Raw genomic sequence first — 15,911 nt, 5'->3', positions numbered from 1 at the left:
TGTTATCGGTTACAAATTTAAATATTGAGAGCAGTCTGAAAAATAGAAAGCTTCGGAGGGGGCGGGCATGAATCTACTAAACTTATATCAAAATAACTATTTGATCGTGGTTGTATTCTTGGCTCTAGGGGTTTTATTACCGGTTGTTGCGCTTGCGATAGGGAGACTGTTGCGTCCGCATAAACCGTCTGCAGCTAAGCAAACGACCTATGAGAGTGGGATTGATCCCTTTCATGATTCACGTGTCCAGTTTAATGTTCGTTATTACATATTTGCTCTGTTATTCGTCATTTTTGACGTAGAGACAGTTTTCCTTTATCCATGGGCGGTGGCGTATGAGAAATTGGGTATCTTTGCTTTGATTGAGATGCTGATTTTCGTTGTGATGCTGCTGATCGGATTAATCTATGCTTGGAAGAAGAAGGTGTTGAAATGGATCTAAATCTAGAGAGTATATCACCAGAGGAAATGGAAGAGCTCAAGCAGACCGTCTTCCTGACAACTTTAGAAGAGCTGAAAGCATGGGCGCGCTCCAACTCCATGTGGCCGATGACGTTTGGACTTGCCTGCTGTGCAATCGAGATGATGGGGGTAGGTTCCTCTCATTACGATCTGGATCGTTTCGGGTCCTTTTTCCGTACATCTCCGCGCCAATCGGACTGTATGATCGTTTCAGGCACCGTGACGAAGAAGATGGCACCAGTCCTGAAACGCCTATATGATCAGATGCCTGAGCCGAAGTGGGTCATTGCAATGGGTTCCTGTGCTACCGCGGGAGGTCCGTATATCAAATCCTATGCCGTTGTCAAAGGAGTGGACCAGATTGTACCTGTAGACGTGTACATTCCGGGATGCCCGCCAAATCCAGCGGCTCTTATTTATGGAATCAATAAATTGAGAGAGAAAATTCGCCACGAAGCTAAGACAGGGAAGCAGGTGATCTAGTAGTGAGCGATGAAAAAAGCCTAGAAGAACAAAAGAGGGAAGCCGCGGCAAAAGCAAAGGCGGCAGCCCTGGCAAAAATGAAAGCGAAGCAGGAGCAGGAAGCGTCAGCCGACTCAGGCGACGACGTGGACCTCGCGAAAAAGAAAGCGGCAGCGGCAGCCAAAGCGAAAGCAGTAGCACTAGCGAAGCAAAAGGCGAAAGAATTGCAGGAAGCATCCGCATCGGAAAAAGCGGAGGTTCCGTCAGAAGCACCAGCGGAAGAGGACGCCAAAGAACTCGCGAAAAAGAAAGCCGCAGCGGCAGCCAAAGCGAAAGCAGCGGCACTCGCCAAGCAAAAACGTGACGCAGGCGGAGCGGACTCAGCCGCCGACAACGCCGACGCCACCGATGACCTCGACCTCGCCAAGAAAAAAGCGGCAGCAGCGGCAAAAGCAAAGGCCGCAGCAGCAGCCAAGGCCAAAGCGGCCGCACTGGCAAAGCAAAACGGCGAAACTGCCGATGCGGGTGACGCAGGAACCGACGAAAAAGCAAAAGCGATCGCAGCGGCAAAAGCCAAAGCAGCAGCAGCGGCAAAAGCAAAGGCTGCAGCACTAGCCAAGCAAAACCGCGATGGCGGAGCAGCAGACCAGCCTGCCGGTGACGATGAACTCGCCAAGGAAAAAGCAAAAGCAATCGCAGCAGCGAAAGCAAAAGCCGCAGCGGCAGCCAAGGCAAAGGCAGCGGCAGCAGCAAAAGCAGGCGGCCCCGCGGGAGCAACGAAAGAAGCACCGGCTGCGCCGTCACCAAACCAGAAATACTTGGACAAATATGTAAAAGTGATCAACGACAATCTTGGCGAGGGCATGTTGGAGGATTCCTACATCAATGCACTTTCCAAAGATGTCCCTACGCTGGTGGCAAAGCCTGAGACCTATTATAAAATTGCAGAATTTTTAAGATACAATGAACAGCTGACGTTTGAATTTTTGTCGGAAATGCACGGATCTGATTTTGAGACGCATATGGAGATCTATAATCATTTTTACTCCTATAAGAATCGACAGTCGGTGGCATTGAAGGTGAAAATAGATCGCGACAATCCTGTCATCCCATCCCTTGTGCCATTGTGGGCGGGGGCGAATTGGCCGGAGCGCGAGACATACGATCTTCTCGGGGTCCAGTTTACCGGACACCCGAATATGACGCGAATCATGATGCCGGATGAGTGGGTCGGTCATCCGCTTCGAAAAGATTATGAGCCGTACGATGTGGAGGTGTAGCAGATGATTCGCACGGAGGAAATGCTTTTAAATGTAGGGCCGCAGCATCCGAGTACGCACGGGGTGTTCCGTTTGGTGGTAAAGATCGACGGGGAAATCATCAAGGAGGCTACACCTGTCGTCGGATACCTGCATCGCGGGACGGAGAAGCTGGCGGAAAACCTGCAGTATACGCAGATCATCCCATATACGGACCGCATGGATTACCTGTCTGCGATGACGAATAACTATGTGCTCTGTCACGCGGTGGAGACGATGATGGGACTTGAGATCCCGGACCGTGCCGAGTACCTTCGCGTGCTAGCGATGGAGCTTGGCCGTGTGGCGAGTCACCTTGTCTGGTATGGCACATATCTCCTTGATATCGGGGCAGTCAGTCCATTCCTATACGCGTTCCGTGAGCGCGAGATGATCATCAATCTATTGAATGAGCTGTCCGGTGCCAGACTTACCTTCAACTACATGCGTGTAGGCGGGGTGAAATGGGATGCACCTGAGGGCTGGATCGAAAAGGTGGCCGAGTTTGTTCCTTATATGAGGGAGCAGTTGAAGGGCTATCACGATCTGGTGACAGGAAATGAGATCTTCATGAGCCGTGTAAAAGGGGTGGGACGCTATACGAAGGAGGATGCACTTGCATACTCACTTAGCGGGGCCAACCTGCGCTGTACCGGCGTGAAATGGGATCTGCGCAAGGATGAGCCGTATTCGATCTATGACCGCTTTGATTTTGATGTGCCGACCCGTGATGGCGGGGATGCATGGGCACGCTATCATTGCCGCATGGAGGAAATCGAGGAATCCTTGAAGATCATCGAACAAGCGGTGGAACAGTTCCCGCAAGAGGGCGAGATCATGGCAAAGGTGCCACGGATCATCAAGGCGCCAAAGGGTGAGGCGTATGTACGCATCGAGTCTCCTCGTGGGGAGATAGGCTGCTATATTGCCAGTGATGGTAAAAAAGAGCCGTACCGCCTGAAGTTCCGTCGCCCGTCGTTCTACAACCTTCAGATCCTTCCGAAGCTGCTTGAAGGGGAGAACATGGCGAACCTGATCACCATTTTGGGGGCAATCGATATCGTTCTTGGGGAGGTTGATGGTTAATGGTACAAAATCTGCTGGAATCATCACCGTCCTGGACGAACTTTTTCATATTCTTCGGACTGGCAACGGCACTTTTGCTTGCGGTGCTTGGCTTCGTTACATACGGAATCCTTGCCGAGCGTAAGGTAATGGGCTTCATGCAGGGACGCATGGGACCGAACCAGGTCGGGGGTTCATGGGGACTCCTGCAAACCGTGGCCGACGTTCTGAAACTATTAATTAAGGAAGATACCATCCCTAAGGATGCGGATCGACCATTATACATCCTGGCGCCTGTGATCGCGTTCACACCGGCATTCCTGGTGCTGGCTGCGATTCCGTTCACCGACAAATTCCAATTTGCCGATATCGGGGTAGGTTTGCTTTACTACATCGCCATTTCCGGCATCACGACGGTCGGGGTTGTGGCGGCAGGCTGGGCGTCCAACAATAAATACTCGCTTCTAGGGGGCATGCGTGCTGCGGCACAGATGATTTCCTATGAAGTGCCGCTTGTCATGAGTGTCATCGGGGTGGTTCTTTTAGCAGGAAGCTTGAACCTCAACGAAATCGTGGCATCACAAGGCGAAACAACATGGTTCATCCTCCTGCAGCCAGTAGCATTCCTGATCTTCATGATTGCCTCTGTCGCAGAGCTGAACCGTACACCATTCGACCTTCCGGAAGCGGAGTCGGAGCTTGTTGCAGGTTACCATGTCGAGTATTCCGGCTTCCGCTGGGCATTCTTCATGCTTGCCGAGTATGTGTACCTCTTCGCCATGGCATCCTTGACTACGGTCCTCTTCCTTGGAGGCTGGTTGGCCCCATTCGGAGGGTTCCTTGACTTCATTCCTGGTGCCATCTGGTTCGCATTGAAGTTCAGCATCGTCGTATTCTTCCTCATCTGGATCCGTGTCACGTTCCCTCGCCTAAGAGCGGATCAGCTCATGGAATTCGGCTGGAAGGTACTGTTGCCGCTGGCATTGGCAAACATCTTTTTCACAGCGATCATTAAGGAATTATTTTTCAAATAAAAATGCCTTTCTTACTTAGCGTAACGGAAGAATAGGGGTGAAGCGAAATGCGCGGTCTTGCAAAAGGTTTGAAATATACCCTACAAAACTTATCCAAGAAAAAAGTGACGTACAATTACCCGAAGGAGCCGCTTCCACTACCGGACCGGTTCCGCGGCATCCAGAAGTTCTACCCGGAAAAGTGCATCGTCTGCAATCAGTGTGCCAACATCTGTCCGACAGACTGCATACAGCTTACCGGGAAAAAACATCCGGATCCGACGAAAAAAGGGAAGATCATCGATACGTACGATATCAATTTTGAAATCTGCATCCTGTGTGACCTTTGTACAGAGGTCTGCCCGACGGAAGCGATCATCATGACGAATAACTTCGAACTAGCGGAATACAGCCGCGATCGACTTTTCAAGAATCTTGAGTGGCTTGATGAAAACGATACGAACATCAGAAGGGAGAATAAAGCATGAGTATATCCGGTGAATTCATTGCCTTCATAGGGCTCGCGCTTGCTGCGATTGCCGGTGGCGTGCTCATGCTGAATTTGACGAAGGTCGTGCACATGGTCGTCGCCCTTGTGTTCACCTTCATCAGCATCGCCGGCATTTACGTGATGCTTTCCGCTGAGTTCGTGGCATTTGTCCAGATTCTCATCTACTCCGGTGCCATCACGATCATCATGCTGTTCGGGATCATGCTCACGCGCCATAACGATGAAACAGAAACAGCGGGCCTGACTCGTAAAATCCTTATCGGACTCGGTGTGCTCGGTTTCGCCGGGCTGATGTATTTCGGCGTGTACAACCTGGACCTTGGCAGTGGTGCCGCTGACCTGCACGTGGACAACACGGAGAAGATCGGTCTTGCCATCTATGCAAAATACGTGATTCCATTCGAGCTGACCTCCGTGCTGTTGCTTGTGGCGCTGGTCGGGGCGATCATTTTGGCAAAACGTGATGACGTGGAAGAGGAGGCGACAAAGGAATGACAACAGTTCCATTATCGGCCTACCTGGTTTTAGCGCTAATCCTATTCTGTATCGGCCTTTATGGGGCACTGACGAAAAGAAATACGGTCATCGTGCTGATCTGTATCGAGCTGATGCTGAATGCAGTGAATATCAATCTAGTTGCTTTTAGTAAATTCGGTATTAACCCGTCCATTACAGGGCAAGTCTTTTCTCTGTTTACCATTACGGTCGCAGCAGCTGAAGCAGCGGTGGGGTTAGCTATCCTGATTGCGCTATATCGCAACCGCAAGACGGTAAATATCGATGAAATGAACACCTTGAAGAATTAACGAGGGGTAGCTTGCTTTACAAAAGCGCGGGAAAATTACAAACCCGCGTAAGAGAAGGGGACTTGATACGATGATGGAAAATGCTTGGATCATCCCGCTTTTTCCGCTGATCTCCTTTATCCTGCTCTTGTTCATCGGGAAAAAACTGAAGGAAGCGAGTGCATTCGTCGGAATCGCGCTCATCGGACTATCCCTCATTTTTTCTGTGATGGCATTATGGGAAAGGTTTTCGGCACCAACCTTCAAGGCCACATTCAAATGGCTGCAAATCGGCGATGTGACTTTGACGGCGGGATATGAAGTAAATCAATTGAATGCCTTGATGCTTGTCGTAGTATCACTTGTCAGCTTATTAGTACATATCTATTCCAAAGGATATATGCATGGAGATGAGCGTTTCCACATCTTCTACGCCTACCTTGGGCTCTTTACCTTTGCCATGCTGGCCTTAGTGATTTCGCCTAACCTGCTTCAGCTCTATATTTTCTGGGAGCTTGTGGGACTGGGATCGTTCTTGCTCATCGGATTCTATTTCTTTAAAGAAGATGCAAAAGCTGCTGCCAAGAAAGCGTTCATCATGACACGCATCGGGGATGTCGGATTGTTCATCGGGATTATCCTATTATTCTGGCAGGTTGGAAGCTTTGAATATGATGCGATTTTTGCAGCTGTTAATGCAGGCGTGATTTCTGCAGGCATGCTGACCCTCATCGCGATCCTGATTTTCATCGGGGCGATGGGGAAATCCGGTCAATTCCCGCTGCACTCCTGGCTGCCGGATGCGATGGAAGGTCCGACACCGGTTTCCGCCCTCATCCACGCCGCGACAATGGTTGCAGCAGGGGTCTACCTGGTGGCGAGCCTGTTCCCGCTATTCGCAGCAAGTGAAACGGCCTTGATGACAGTCGCGATCGTCGGTGCGTTCACCGCGATCTTTGCCGCATCGATCGGCCTTGTGCAAAAGGATATTAAAAGAGTACTAGCCTACTCGACTGTTAGTCAATTAGGCTTCATGATGCTTGCGCTTGGCTCTGCAGGCTATGTGGCAGGAGTGTTCCACCTTACCACGCATGCTTTCTTCAAAGCCTTGTTGTTCCTTGCAGCAGGTAGCGTCATCCATGCCGCACATACCCAGAACATCGACGAAATGGGCGGACTATGGAAAAAAATGCGTACAACCGGAATCCTGTTTCTGATCGGCACACTCGCCATCACAGGGGTGCCATTGTTCTCCGGATTCTTCAGTAAGGAAGAAATCCTGATCGCAGCTTGGGTAAACGGGAATCCGTTCCTTTTTGCACTGGCACTAATTGCAGCATTCTTTACAGCGTTCTACATGTTCCGCCTCTTTTTCCTTGTCTTCACTGGCGAGGCACGCGGGGACCAGCGCCATGCCCATGAGTCGCCGTCCGTCATGACTATCCCTATGATGGTGCTTGGCGTCCTGGCAGTCGTGGCTGGGTACATGAATACCCCGTGGTTCGGTCATTTCCTGGGAGATTGGCTGACAGAAGGAACCGACATGTACGGCCCGTCCCATATCGAAGGCCCGGCATGGATCATGATTGCCGCAATCCTCGTTTCCCTCGCTGGAATCGGCATTGCCTACATGATCTACTACCGCCGCTCCATCGACCGTGCCACATTCAGCACGGGGGCACCGCATCTGTACGGAATCTTACGAAACAAATACTTTGTCGATGAGTTCTATAAGATGACATTCGTCTACGGCACGCGCGTAATCAGCCTGTTCCTGAAGTATGTTGATGAATTCCTCGTTCACGGGACGATGAAGGGCATTGTCTATGCGACCCAATCCATCGGACGCCTTGGCGCGAAAATGCAGAACGGCCAGACGCAGGTCTACGGCGCTGTCGCATTCGTCGGCCTGGCAATCCTATTGATTATTTTTGCATTCACAGGGGGGTACTTGGGATGAACAACATGTTCTTGACAATCTTGATTTTCGCCCCTCTATTAGGTGTACTGGCATTATTGTTTATACCAAAAACAAACGAAAAGCTGATCAAGCTCGTCGGCTTCGCGGCTACCTTGCCTTCCTTGATCTTCGCCATCATCGCATTCTGGCAGTACAAGGCGGGAGCGGGACTCGAGCAATTCGCGGTAAAAGCGGAATGGTTCAGCTTCGGCAACAAGGAAGCTATGCAAAATCTCTATGGCATCGAGCTCTACCAGCCGATTTCCTATGAGCTTGGCATCGATGGATTTTCACTGGTGATGATCCTTCTGACCGCCGTGCTCTCGACGCTTGCAGCGATTGCTTCCATCCATATCAAAAAAGAGTGGAAGGGATATTTCATCCTGTTCCTTCTTTTACAGATCGGGATGCTTGGAGTCTTTGCTTCTGAAAATCTATTATTATTCTTCTTTTTCTTTGAACTGACCTTGATCCCGATGTTCTTCCTGATCGGTAAGTGGGGCTATTTTGAAAAAGAAAATGCAGCATACCGTTTCCTTATCTACAACGGACTTGGTTCTGCGATATTGCTTATCGTTTTTGTCATTCTTTTTGCAAAAACAGGGACGATGAACATTGCCGATATCACGTATCTGTTCCATTCCGGCAACGATGCATTGATCGGCGGCATGACGGATGATTTCCGACTTGGCATGCTGATCGCGCTTCTTGTTGCATTCGGAATCAAGCTGCCGATCGTGCCCTTGCACAGCTGGATGCTGAAGGTGCACGTCCAGGCTCCGCCATCGATCGTCATGCTGCATGCCGGCGTGCTCCTGAAAATCGGGGCATTCGGTCTGATCCGTTTCGGGGTGGGGATCTTCCCTGAGCAGTTCGGGCAGCTTGCGTTCGTCCTTGCAATACTTGGTGTCGTGAACCTTCTATATGGAGCGTTCCTTGCACTGATCCAGACTGATTTCAAAATGGTGCTGGCATACTCCAGTATCTCGCATATGGGAATTGTGCTGATCGGACTCGCTTCCATGAACGAAGCGGGCGTCCAGGGGGCCATTTTCCAAGTCGTTTCCCACGGCTTCATCGCAGCACTCTTGTTCTTCCTGATCGGTGTGATGCATGAGCGTGTTGGCACGACTTCGATTGAAAAATTAGGTGGCTTGGCAAAAGTGATGCCGCTGACGGCGGGCTTTTTCCTTGTTGGCGCGATGGCGTCACTTGGCTTGCCGGGCATGTCAGGGTTTGTCAGTGAGTTCCTTGCGTTCTTGGGATTATTCAACGAAATGCCTGTTGTGGCAGCAGTCGGCACGCTCGGGATCATCCTGACAGCGGCATATCTGCTGCGCGCAGTGATGGGCATGACCTTCGGCAAAACGCCTGTTTATGGGGAAAAGGTGGTCGACATCCGCGGGGTGGAATTCATTCCGGTGGTGGCGATGCTGTTTTTCATCGTACTGATCGGTGTCTACCCGAGCATCCTGGCAGAACCGCTTCAGGCAACCATCGAAGCCATTATTTTAGGAATAGGAGGGTGATGAAAGATGGATTTAGATACGCTGCTCAGCTTTGAGTGGGGAGCAATGGCACCGGAATTCATCATCCTTGGTGTAATCACTCTTTTAACTCTGTTAGATCTATTCATGCCAAAAGACATCGACCGACGCATCCTCGGATGGATCGGGTTTGCAGGCATTTTGGCTGCGATCGTCTTTGTGGTACTGTCCTACTTCGATGAGGGCGGGGTCACAAGCATCCTTTTTGAAACCTATCGATTGGACAGCTTTGCAAAAGGCTTCAAGCTCCTGTTGTTGGCAGGCTCGGCACTTGTCATGCTGATGGCAGTCAGCTACGAACCGAAGGAAGGCTTGAAGGAATATCGCGGGGAATTCTACTATCTACTACTCGCAGGAACCCTTGGAACCATGTTCATGGCGTCAAGCGGCGACCTGATCACTTTGTTTGTAGGATTGGAGCTATTATCCCTTTCCTCATACGTGCTCGCTGGACTGCGCAAAAAGAATCTGAAGTCCAACGAAGCAGCGATGAAATATGTCATCAACGGCGGTATCGCCACTGCCATCACGCTATTCGGGATGAGCTATGTGTACGGATTGACCGGCACGACCAACCTGTTGGAAATGCAGCAGGTCCTGATGCAAACCCGTGCAGGCGACATGCAATTCCTGTTGATGATGGCCTTTGTCATGATGTTTGTCGGATTGTCCTTTAAACTCGCCACCGCCCCGTTCCATATGTGGGCGCCGGACGTGTACCAAGGTTCACCGACACCTGTAACGGCATTCCTTGCGGTCGTATCCAAAACTGCGGGCTTTGTCATCATCGCACGATTGTTCATCACGCTGTTCCTGATGACACCTGCCGCTGAAGGGCAGAATTCCATGCTCTTCTCGCTGAAGGATATGATCGCAATTCTTGCAGTCGTTTCGATGGTAGTCGGGAATGCAGTCGCGTTGCGTCAGCGCAATGTCAAAAGAATGCTCGCCTACTCCGGGATTGCACACGCAGGTTACCTGCTCGTCGCGATCAGCTCAATCAACCTGTTGTTCCTTTTTGAGACAATGTGGTTCTATTTGGCGGCATATCTATTGATGAACATCGGGGCATTGGCAGTCCTGCAGGTGCTTACATCGAAGGACGATTCCGAGGATCTGAGCCAATTCGCCGGATTGTACCGACGCTCGCCGGTGCTCGCTGTGCTGATGAGCATCTTTCTTTTATCACTTGCAGGAATTCCGGGAACAGCCGGATTCATCGGAAAGCTTGGGATTTTCGTCGGCGCGATCACAGAACCATCCAAGGCATACGTCCTTGCATCGGTGCTGATCGCAACCACCGTCATTTCGTATTTTTACTATTTCGGTATCATGACCCAAATGTTCTTCCGTCCCGCAGCAAGCCAAGAGAAAATCACCGTGCCAGTGGGAATCTGGATCACGGTCATCCTCTGTGCACTCGGGACCATCGCACTTGGAATCATGCCAGGCCTGGCACTCGACTTCTACAACGGAAATCTCGACGTGCTCAAGGACTTCTTCGCACCTGGCAGATGATAACCTGAAAACCGCCAGTAAACGCAAACTCACGGTTTGAAAGTAAAAAGGGGTATATGGTTTAATGTGAGAAGGAGCATGGGGATGTGCTCCTTCTCTTTTTTATAGGATCAGTATGTTCAAGAGCGTTCAAGAGCGTTCAAGTGCGTTCAAGTGCCTGACCCGCTGTGCGTTAATGTGCTAAAGTGACGGTTTCCGCTCATCACTTTTATCATTTCAAGGGCGGAAAAAAGTATACATAAATAATGATTACGAATGGGAGAAAGGAGATGCAGTATGGTTGACTTAGGCGTACAATCATTGATCAGCATCCTGTCGCATCTGCTTTTCATCAGCATCACCTGGTGGGCGCTGCAGGCCATCCACTACGAAAAATGGATGAAGCCGAATCGCGTGGTGCAGATGAGACTGTTGCTTATACTGGTAACAATTGCGATCGGATCGGCTGTGAGTAATTTCTTTTTGGATTATCTGTTCCTGTCGCAGCGATTGCCGATGATGTGGTAGGCAGGGAGAAACGTATAGAGAGTTGGGAGCCGAGGTGATGGTGTGTGCCTCGGTTTTTTGTTTTGGTTAGGGGAGTGGATATGGATCGGCGAGTGGCGAGTGGGAGGCCGGCGGTATGGCGGATTAGCGGATTGGCGTATCGAGGAATCGGTGGATTGGCGAATCGACAAATCGGGGAGTGACTTATTGTGTCGAGGATTGCGTATTGTGCATAAACCTTTCATTTTTGAGCGCAAATCATAATTTTTGTGCGAAAGAGCATGATTTTTCACCGCAAATTGAAATAATTGTGCATAACCTCGTCTTTTTTGAGCATAAGCATGTATTTGGCATAGTCGCTCAGCGTTCCAGCCTAAGAAAATGAAGCAAATCCTTCAAAAAAGAAAAAAACCGATACCCACCCCCATTTTTAACTACACCCCATCACACATTTAAGCCCCAAACCCACCAAACCCACCAAACCCACCAAACAAACCCTTGGTAATATCCTCCATAAAACCCCAAAACCATGCAAATAGTCCTGCCATAACCTGACATCAGGCGACAAAAATAAAAAAATAAATAAATTGTGCGTCTTTCGACATATGTCTAAAATCTCCTGCCGGGGTCTGGCCCCTATTTGATGTTTTTTTATCATTTTCCCGGCCGGGTCGCTATGAGAAATTTGACGATTATTCCCATGTATGGCGGGGCTTTTGGTGGTAAGAATGGTTAGTAAGGAGAGAAGAGAAAAAGGGACGTGGGGGATATGAAAATGAGGATGGTTTTGAGCGGTGAAACGGGGAAGAAGATGGTGCAGAGGGTAATTAGTTTGATTTTTATTTTGGTTATATGTTTTACTGGGGTAATTCTTGGGAATGAAAGAAGCAGAGCTCAATTACCAAACGAAATCAGTACTGAGATACTTGAAATTGCTCAAGTTTTTCAAGAGAAAAAAATTAATATTAGAGAGTGGAAACTTTATGGCAGAAACGACGTCTATAAAATTAGGGATTTAGTAGGTTTTCAAAAAGAGGTAAATGGTTTAAAACAGAAGATGGGCCATTTAAACTGGACTGTGGAAGTGGAAGAGGATCAGTGGAAAGCGATTGGAACTCATTATAATGATTCATTAAAGCAGGAAGAATCCCTTCAGCTCATCACAACCCACATAAACTCAGCCCCAACATCGTACTTATTATATGAGGTCACTGGATATGGTTGGGAAAACACCTCGGCAATGGAGATACTAAAGGACTTCCATTCTAATCTTACCAATATTTCTCAAGAGAACATTGAAATATTTAGTTGTATGACAGGCGATTTCAGTGATAAAATTGAAGATGGTTTGCAAAATACGACAAATATTTTGCTGGACGCATTTTCAGCAAGTGTAATCGAAGAGTTGAATGAAGATACCTTTGTTTCAGTTTCAGCATACACTGAATTATGGAATAATGTTCTTCCGACACATCATGGAAAGATGAACTTACAAATTGGGTTACGAAAACAAGGATTGGGCGATAAGACTACCGTGATTGTAGGCACGCCAATTATTACTGTTGAATATTAATATATAGAACATATGACGCGGAGGGGAAAATTTTGGAAAAAATCATCGTCCGCGGCGGACAAAGGTTGAAAGGTACTGTAAGAGTAGAGGGAGCAAAAAATGCAGTACTACCTGTTATCGCCGCAACATTATTAGCTAGCAAAGGCAAATGCGAAATCTTAAATGTACCAGAGCTCTCCGACGTTTATACGATTAACGAGGTTTTGCGTTTTCTGAATGCCGATGTTGATTTTGAAAATAATCGTATAACTGTCGATGCAACGAGAGACTTGAATATCGAAGCACCATTTGAATATGTAAGAAAGATGCGTGCATCCGTACTTGTAATGGGATCATTGCTTGCTCGTAACGGAAAAGCCAAAATTGCTCTACCTGGTGGATGTGCAATCGGTTCTAGACCGGTTGATCAGCATTTAAAAGGATTCGAAGCGATGGGTGCGAAAGTGAAAGTAGGAAATGGCTATATCGACGCTGAAGTAGACGGAAGACTAAAAGGCGCGAAAATATATTTGGATTTCCCAAGTGTAGGGGCTACTGAAAACATCATGATGGCGGCGACGCTTGCAGAAGGTACGACTATCATGGAAAACGTAGCAAAAGAGCCGGAAATTGTGGACTTGGCGAACTTCCTGAACTCCATGGGAGCGAAGGTTCGTGGCGCGGGTACTGGAACATTAAGAATCGAAGGTGTGTCTGAGCTTCACGGCTGCAAACACGACATCATCCCTGACCGTATTGAAGCAGGTACTTTCATGGTAGCAGCTGCAATCACTGGCGGAGACGTAATCGTTGAGGGAGCAGTGCCGGAACACTCCAGCTCACTTATTGCCAAAATGGAAGAAATGGGCGTTAAATTCGAAGAAGTCGAAAACGGCTTACGTGTCATTGGACCAGAAAAGTTGAAGGCGATTGACATCAAAACAATGCCTCACCCTGGATTCCCGACTGATATGCAGTCCCAGATGATGTCTCTTCTTTTAGCGGCTGAAGGCACAAGTATGATCACGGAAACTGTATTCGAAAATCGCTTCATGCACGTGGAAGAATTCCGCCGCATGAACGGTGACATCAAGATTGAAGGACGTTCCGTTGTAATAAACGGACCATCAAGCTTACAGGGTGCAGAAGTAGCGGCGACGGACTTGCGTGCAGCGGCAGCATTAACCTTGGCGGGATTAATTGCAGATGGATATACACGCGTTACAGAACTGAAACACTTAGATCGCGGCTATGTGAACTTCCACAACAAGCTAGCAGCACTTGGTGCAGACATCGAACGTGTAAGCTCAATGGAACAAGAACAAACAGTCATCCTTGAGCAGATCAAAGAAGCATAAACCTTCCTAATAACATATATTCTACGAAGAGGGTCAAACTCCTGCCGGGGTCTGGCCCTCTTTTTCATCTTTTTTAATTTTTTTCACCTCATTTATTATGGATGTTTAAATTATTTTTATTCCACTTTTTTTAGGAAAATGCATTTTCACAGGAATGTAACATTTTCCAGTTATGTGTAATGTGTTGGAAATATATTTTTTCACCGCTTTTTTTCTATAGAAACGCAACACTAAAACTTGCCCAGTTTTTAGTCATAATTGCTTGTCCGCCCCCATAAGAATGTAAGAGTAAAGGTGCTAACAACTACTCAAAATTTCTAACGGAGGCTCGACGCTATGAGAAACTTAAAACCATTCATCGTACTAACATCCATCCTTTTCGTTATGGTATTAATGATACCAACATTGCTAGTCATGCCGTTCACCGACAAAGTGAGTGGAAAACTCGCCGAAGAACTCCAGAGCAAGCAACAGGTCCAGACATCAGTAGCGGAATCACCCATCGATGTAGCGGTGTACCGTGCGAATAAAGATGTAATAGAAAACATTCCATTAGAAGAGTACGTGGTGGGGGTGGTGGCCTCTGAAATGCCTGCAGAGTTTGAAGAAGAGGCATTAAAGGCCCAGGCGCTCGCTGCTAGGACATTTATTTTAAGGCACCTATTGGCAGGGGAGAAGATTGGGACGCCAGAGGGAGCTGATGTGACGGATACGGTGGCACATCAAGTGTATAAAGGGCAAGAGGAACTGAAAAATATTTGGAAAGGCGATTACGAATGGAAACTGGCAAAAGTGACAGAAGCCGTAAAGGCAACTGCCGGCCAGATCCTTACCTATAATAATGAACCGATCACCGCAAGCTTCTTCTCCACAAGCAACGGGAAAACGGAAAACTCGGAGGAATACTGGCCAAACGAAATTCCTTACTTGCGAAGCGTAGAAAGCCCGTGGGACATCGACACGCCTAAATTCCTGAAGCAGGTAAGCCTATCGGTTGCCGATTTTCAAAATAAGCTTGGCGTACAGCTTGGCGCGGATGGGACGGTTGGGACAATCACCGCACGCACCACCGGAAACCGGGTCGATACGGTCGAGATCAATGGCAAGAGGCTGACAGGCAGGGAAGTCCGTGAAAAGCTGAAGCTGCAATCAAGCGACTTCAGTTGGGAGAGGAAGGGCGATAACATCGTCATCACAACCAAAGGCTACGGGCACGGCGTCGGGATGAGTCAATACGGCGCGAATGGAATGGCGCTTGAGGGGAAAAAGCATTCGGATATTGTGGCGCATTATTATAAAGGTGTTCAGATTGGCAGTGCGGAGCAGTATTTGACGAAGCTGACAGCGAAGCAATAACAATAGAAAGAAGCCCGTATCGCTTATTTGAGTGATACGGGCTTTTTGAATGTGGTTTCGATTTTTTGTAAAAGGTGGCCGAGCTTTTGGAACCTGGTGCCGAAGTGTGCATGATGAATAAAGAAAAAGGCAATCAACACTCCTGTTGTGTCCTTCACGAAGTCGATCACGGTTGCTGAACGGGCTGGGACGAAGGATTGATGGATCTCGTCTGTTAGGCCATAGGCGATGGCGATGGCTGCGCATAGGATGTTTGTTTTTGTTGTGAGTTTGCCGTCTATAAGGAAGAATAGAGCGAGCATGACGTACAGAATCCCGAATTCAATGAGATGGAGTGATTCTTTAAATGCGTTGTCCCAGGACATTCCTGTATCGACGAATGCATCCGCGGGGTTGCTCGATAGGAACCAGATGAACCCCATGTAGGCGAAGGGTGCAAGTTTTAAACAAAATCTGATTAGGTTGCGAAACATATTTTGTGCTCCTTTATTATGTATAAGCTGTTGTGAACTTCTTTATGGGAGAGTTGTGATATTAA

16 protein-coding genes are annotated in these 15,911 nt (G+C 48.4%); 15 read left to right on the top strand and 1 reads right to left on the bottom strand.

The features are described 5' to 3' along the window. Nucleotides 1-67 precede the first annotated feature (67 nt). From JOC95_RS02285 to spoIID, 15 genes are all read left to right on the top strand, one after another. Nucleotides 68-442 carry an NADH-quinone oxidoreductase subunit A gene (locus tag JOC95_RS02285; RefSeq protein ID WP_204413004.1) on the top strand — a complete coding sequence of 125 codons (375 nt, stop codon included), beginning with the start codon at nt 68-70 and terminating at the stop codon, nt 440-442. Further along, entirely contained in the window at nt 433-945 is a 513-nt protein-coding gene (locus JOC95_RS02280) for a NuoB/complex I 20 kDa subunit family protein (RefSeq protein WP_204413003.1), read from the top strand. The genes JOC95_RS02285 and JOC95_RS02280 overlap by 10 nt, the downstream gene beginning before the upstream one ends. Nucleotides 946-947: 2 nt before the next feature. Further along, nucleotides 948-2,204: an NADH-quinone oxidoreductase subunit C gene (locus tag JOC95_RS02275; protein WP_204413002.1), complete on the top strand. Its 1,257-nt coding sequence runs from the start codon at nt 948-950 to the stop codon at nt 2,202-2,204. Nucleotides 2,205-2,207: 3 nt separating this feature from the next. Beyond that, nucleotides 2,208-3,308 (top strand): NADH-quinone oxidoreductase subunit D, encoded by a 1,101-nt coding sequence (locus JOC95_RS02270; RefSeq protein WP_204413000.1) that lies wholly within the window; start codon nt 2,208-2,210, stop codon nt 3,306-3,308. Beyond that, nucleotides 3,308-4,321, top strand: a complete 1,014-nt coding sequence (gene nuoH, locus JOC95_RS02265) for an NADH-quinone oxidoreductase subunit NuoH (RefSeq protein WP_204412998.1) — start codon at nt 3,308-3,310, stop codon at nt 4,319-4,321. Before JOC95_RS02270 ends, nuoH begins: the two co-directional genes overlap by 1 nt. A gap of 47 nt (nt 4,322-4,368) precedes the next feature. Next, complete coding sequence (gene nuoI / locus JOC95_RS02260) at nt 4,369-4,788, top strand: NADH-quinone oxidoreductase subunit NuoI (RefSeq protein WP_204412996.1); 420 nt, start codon at nt 4,369-4,371, stop codon at nt 4,786-4,788. After that, nucleotides 4,785-5,306: an NADH-quinone oxidoreductase subunit J gene (locus JOC95_RS02255; RefSeq protein ID WP_204412994.1), complete on the top strand. Its 522-nt coding sequence runs from the start codon at nt 4,785-4,787 to the stop codon at nt 5,304-5,306. Before nuoI ends, JOC95_RS02255 begins: the two co-directional genes overlap by 4 nt. Further along, nucleotides 5,303-5,617, top strand: a complete 315-nt coding sequence (gene nuoK, locus JOC95_RS02250; RefSeq protein WP_204412992.1) for an NADH-quinone oxidoreductase subunit NuoK — start codon at nt 5,303-5,305, stop codon at nt 5,615-5,617. The genes JOC95_RS02255 and nuoK overlap by 4 nt, the downstream gene beginning before the upstream one ends. A 70-nt stretch (nt 5,618-5,687) precedes the next feature. Continuing rightward, nucleotides 5,688-7,556 (top strand): NADH-quinone oxidoreductase subunit L, encoded by a 1,869-nt coding sequence (gene nuoL, locus JOC95_RS02245; protein WP_204412990.1) that lies wholly within the window; start codon nt 5,688-5,690, stop codon nt 7,554-7,556. Next, on the top strand, nt 7,553-9,085 hold the full coding sequence (locus tag JOC95_RS02240; protein WP_204412988.1) for a complex I subunit 4 family protein: 1,533 nt from the start codon (nt 7,553-7,555) through the stop codon (nt 9,083-9,085). Before nuoL ends, JOC95_RS02240 begins: the two co-directional genes overlap by 4 nt. A 6-nt stretch (nt 9,086-9,091) precedes the next feature. Continuing rightward, entirely contained in the window at nt 9,092-10,621 is a 1,530-nt protein-coding gene (gene nuoN, locus JOC95_RS02235) for an NADH-quinone oxidoreductase subunit NuoN (RefSeq protein WP_204412986.1), read from the top strand. A gap of 276 nt (nt 10,622-10,897) precedes the next feature. Further along, nucleotides 10,898-11,128, top strand: a complete 231-nt coding sequence (locus JOC95_RS02230; protein ID WP_204412984.1) for a DUF1146 family protein — start codon at nt 10,898-10,900, stop codon at nt 11,126-11,128. 754 nt (nt 11,129-11,882) lie between these two features. After that, nucleotides 11,883-12,680 (top strand): YwmB family TATA-box binding protein, encoded by a 798-nt coding sequence (locus JOC95_RS02225; protein ID WP_204412982.1) that lies wholly within the window; start codon nt 11,883-11,885, stop codon nt 12,678-12,680. Between the two features lie 32 nt (nt 12,681-12,712). After that, the gene (gene murA / locus JOC95_RS02220; protein WP_204412981.1) at nt 12,713-14,017 is read left to right on the top strand and encodes a UDP-N-acetylglucosamine 1-carboxyvinyltransferase; all 1,305 of its coding nucleotides are present in this window, start codon (nt 12,713-12,715) and stop codon (nt 14,015-14,017) included. Between the two features lie 336 nt (nt 14,018-14,353). Further along, entirely contained in the window at nt 14,354-15,373 is a 1,020-nt protein-coding gene (spoIID, locus tag JOC95_RS02215) for a stage II sporulation protein D (protein WP_204412978.1), read from the top strand. Between the two features lie 23 nt (nt 15,374-15,396). On the opposite strand, the gene JOC95_RS02210 is transcribed toward spoIID, so the two are convergent. Beyond that, complete coding sequence (locus JOC95_RS02210; protein WP_204412976.1) at nt 15,397-15,846, bottom strand: VanZ family protein; 450 nt, start codon at nt 15,844-15,846, stop codon at nt 15,397-15,399. Between the last annotated feature and the right edge of the window lie 65 nt (nt 15,847-15,911).

The sequence above is a fragment of the Sutcliffiella tianshenii genome, assembly GCF_016908565.1.
Lineage (GTDB): Bacteria > Bacillota > Bacilli > Bacillales > Bacillaceae_I > Sutcliffiella_A > Sutcliffiella_A tianshenii.
The sequence above is the reverse complement of the archived record's forward strand: the minus strand, read 5'-3'. Positions and strand labels throughout refer to the sequence as shown.

Bases quoted from the DNA above. Each gene is read 5' to 3' on its own strand.
- JOC95_RS02255 (WP_204412994.1), top strand. From the start codon at position 4,785: ATGAGTATATCCGGTGAATTCATTGCCTTCATAGGGCTCGCGCTTGCT.
- nuoI (WP_204412996.1), top strand. From the start codon at position 4,369: ATGCGCGGTCTTGCAAAAGGTTTGAAATATACCCTACAAAACTTATCC.
- JOC95_RS02210 (WP_204412976.1), bottom strand. From the start codon at position 15,846: ATGTTTCGCAACCTAATCAGATTTTGTTTAAAACTTGCACCCTTCGCC.
- JOC95_RS02280 (WP_204413003.1), top strand. From the start codon at position 433: ATGGATCTAAATCTAGAGAGTATATCACCAGAGGAAATGGAAGAGCTC.
- JOC95_RS02225 (WP_204412982.1), top strand. From the start codon at position 11,883: ATGAGGATGGTTTTGAGCGGTGAAACGGGGAAGAAGATGGTGCAGAGG.
- nuoK (WP_204412992.1), top strand. From the start codon at position 5,303: ATGACAACAGTTCCATTATCGGCCTACCTGGTTTTAGCGCTAATCCTA.
- spoIID (WP_204412978.1), top strand. From the start codon at position 14,354: ATGAGAAACTTAAAACCATTCATCGTACTAACATCCATCCTTTTCGTT.
- JOC95_RS02270 (WP_204413000.1), top strand. From the start codon at position 2,208: ATGATTCGCACGGAGGAAATGCTTTTAAATGTAGGGCCGCAGCATCCG.
- nuoN (WP_204412986.1), top strand. From the start codon at position 9,092: ATGGATTTAGATACGCTGCTCAGCTTTGAGTGGGGAGCAATGGCACCG.
- JOC95_RS02285 (WP_204413004.1), top strand. From the start codon at position 68: ATGAATCTACTAAACTTATATCAAAATAACTATTTGATCGTGGTTGTA.
- JOC95_RS02240 (WP_204412988.1), top strand. From the start codon at position 7,553: ATGAACAACATGTTCTTGACAATCTTGATTTTCGCCCCTCTATTAGGT.
- JOC95_RS02230 (WP_204412984.1), top strand. From the start codon at position 10,898: ATGGTTGACTTAGGCGTACAATCATTGATCAGCATCCTGTCGCATCTG.
- nuoL (WP_204412990.1), top strand. From the start codon at position 5,688: ATGATGGAAAATGCTTGGATCATCCCGCTTTTTCCGCTGATCTCCTTT.
- nuoH (WP_204412998.1), top strand. From the start codon at position 3,308: ATGGTACAAAATCTGCTGGAATCATCACCGTCCTGGACGAACTTTTTC.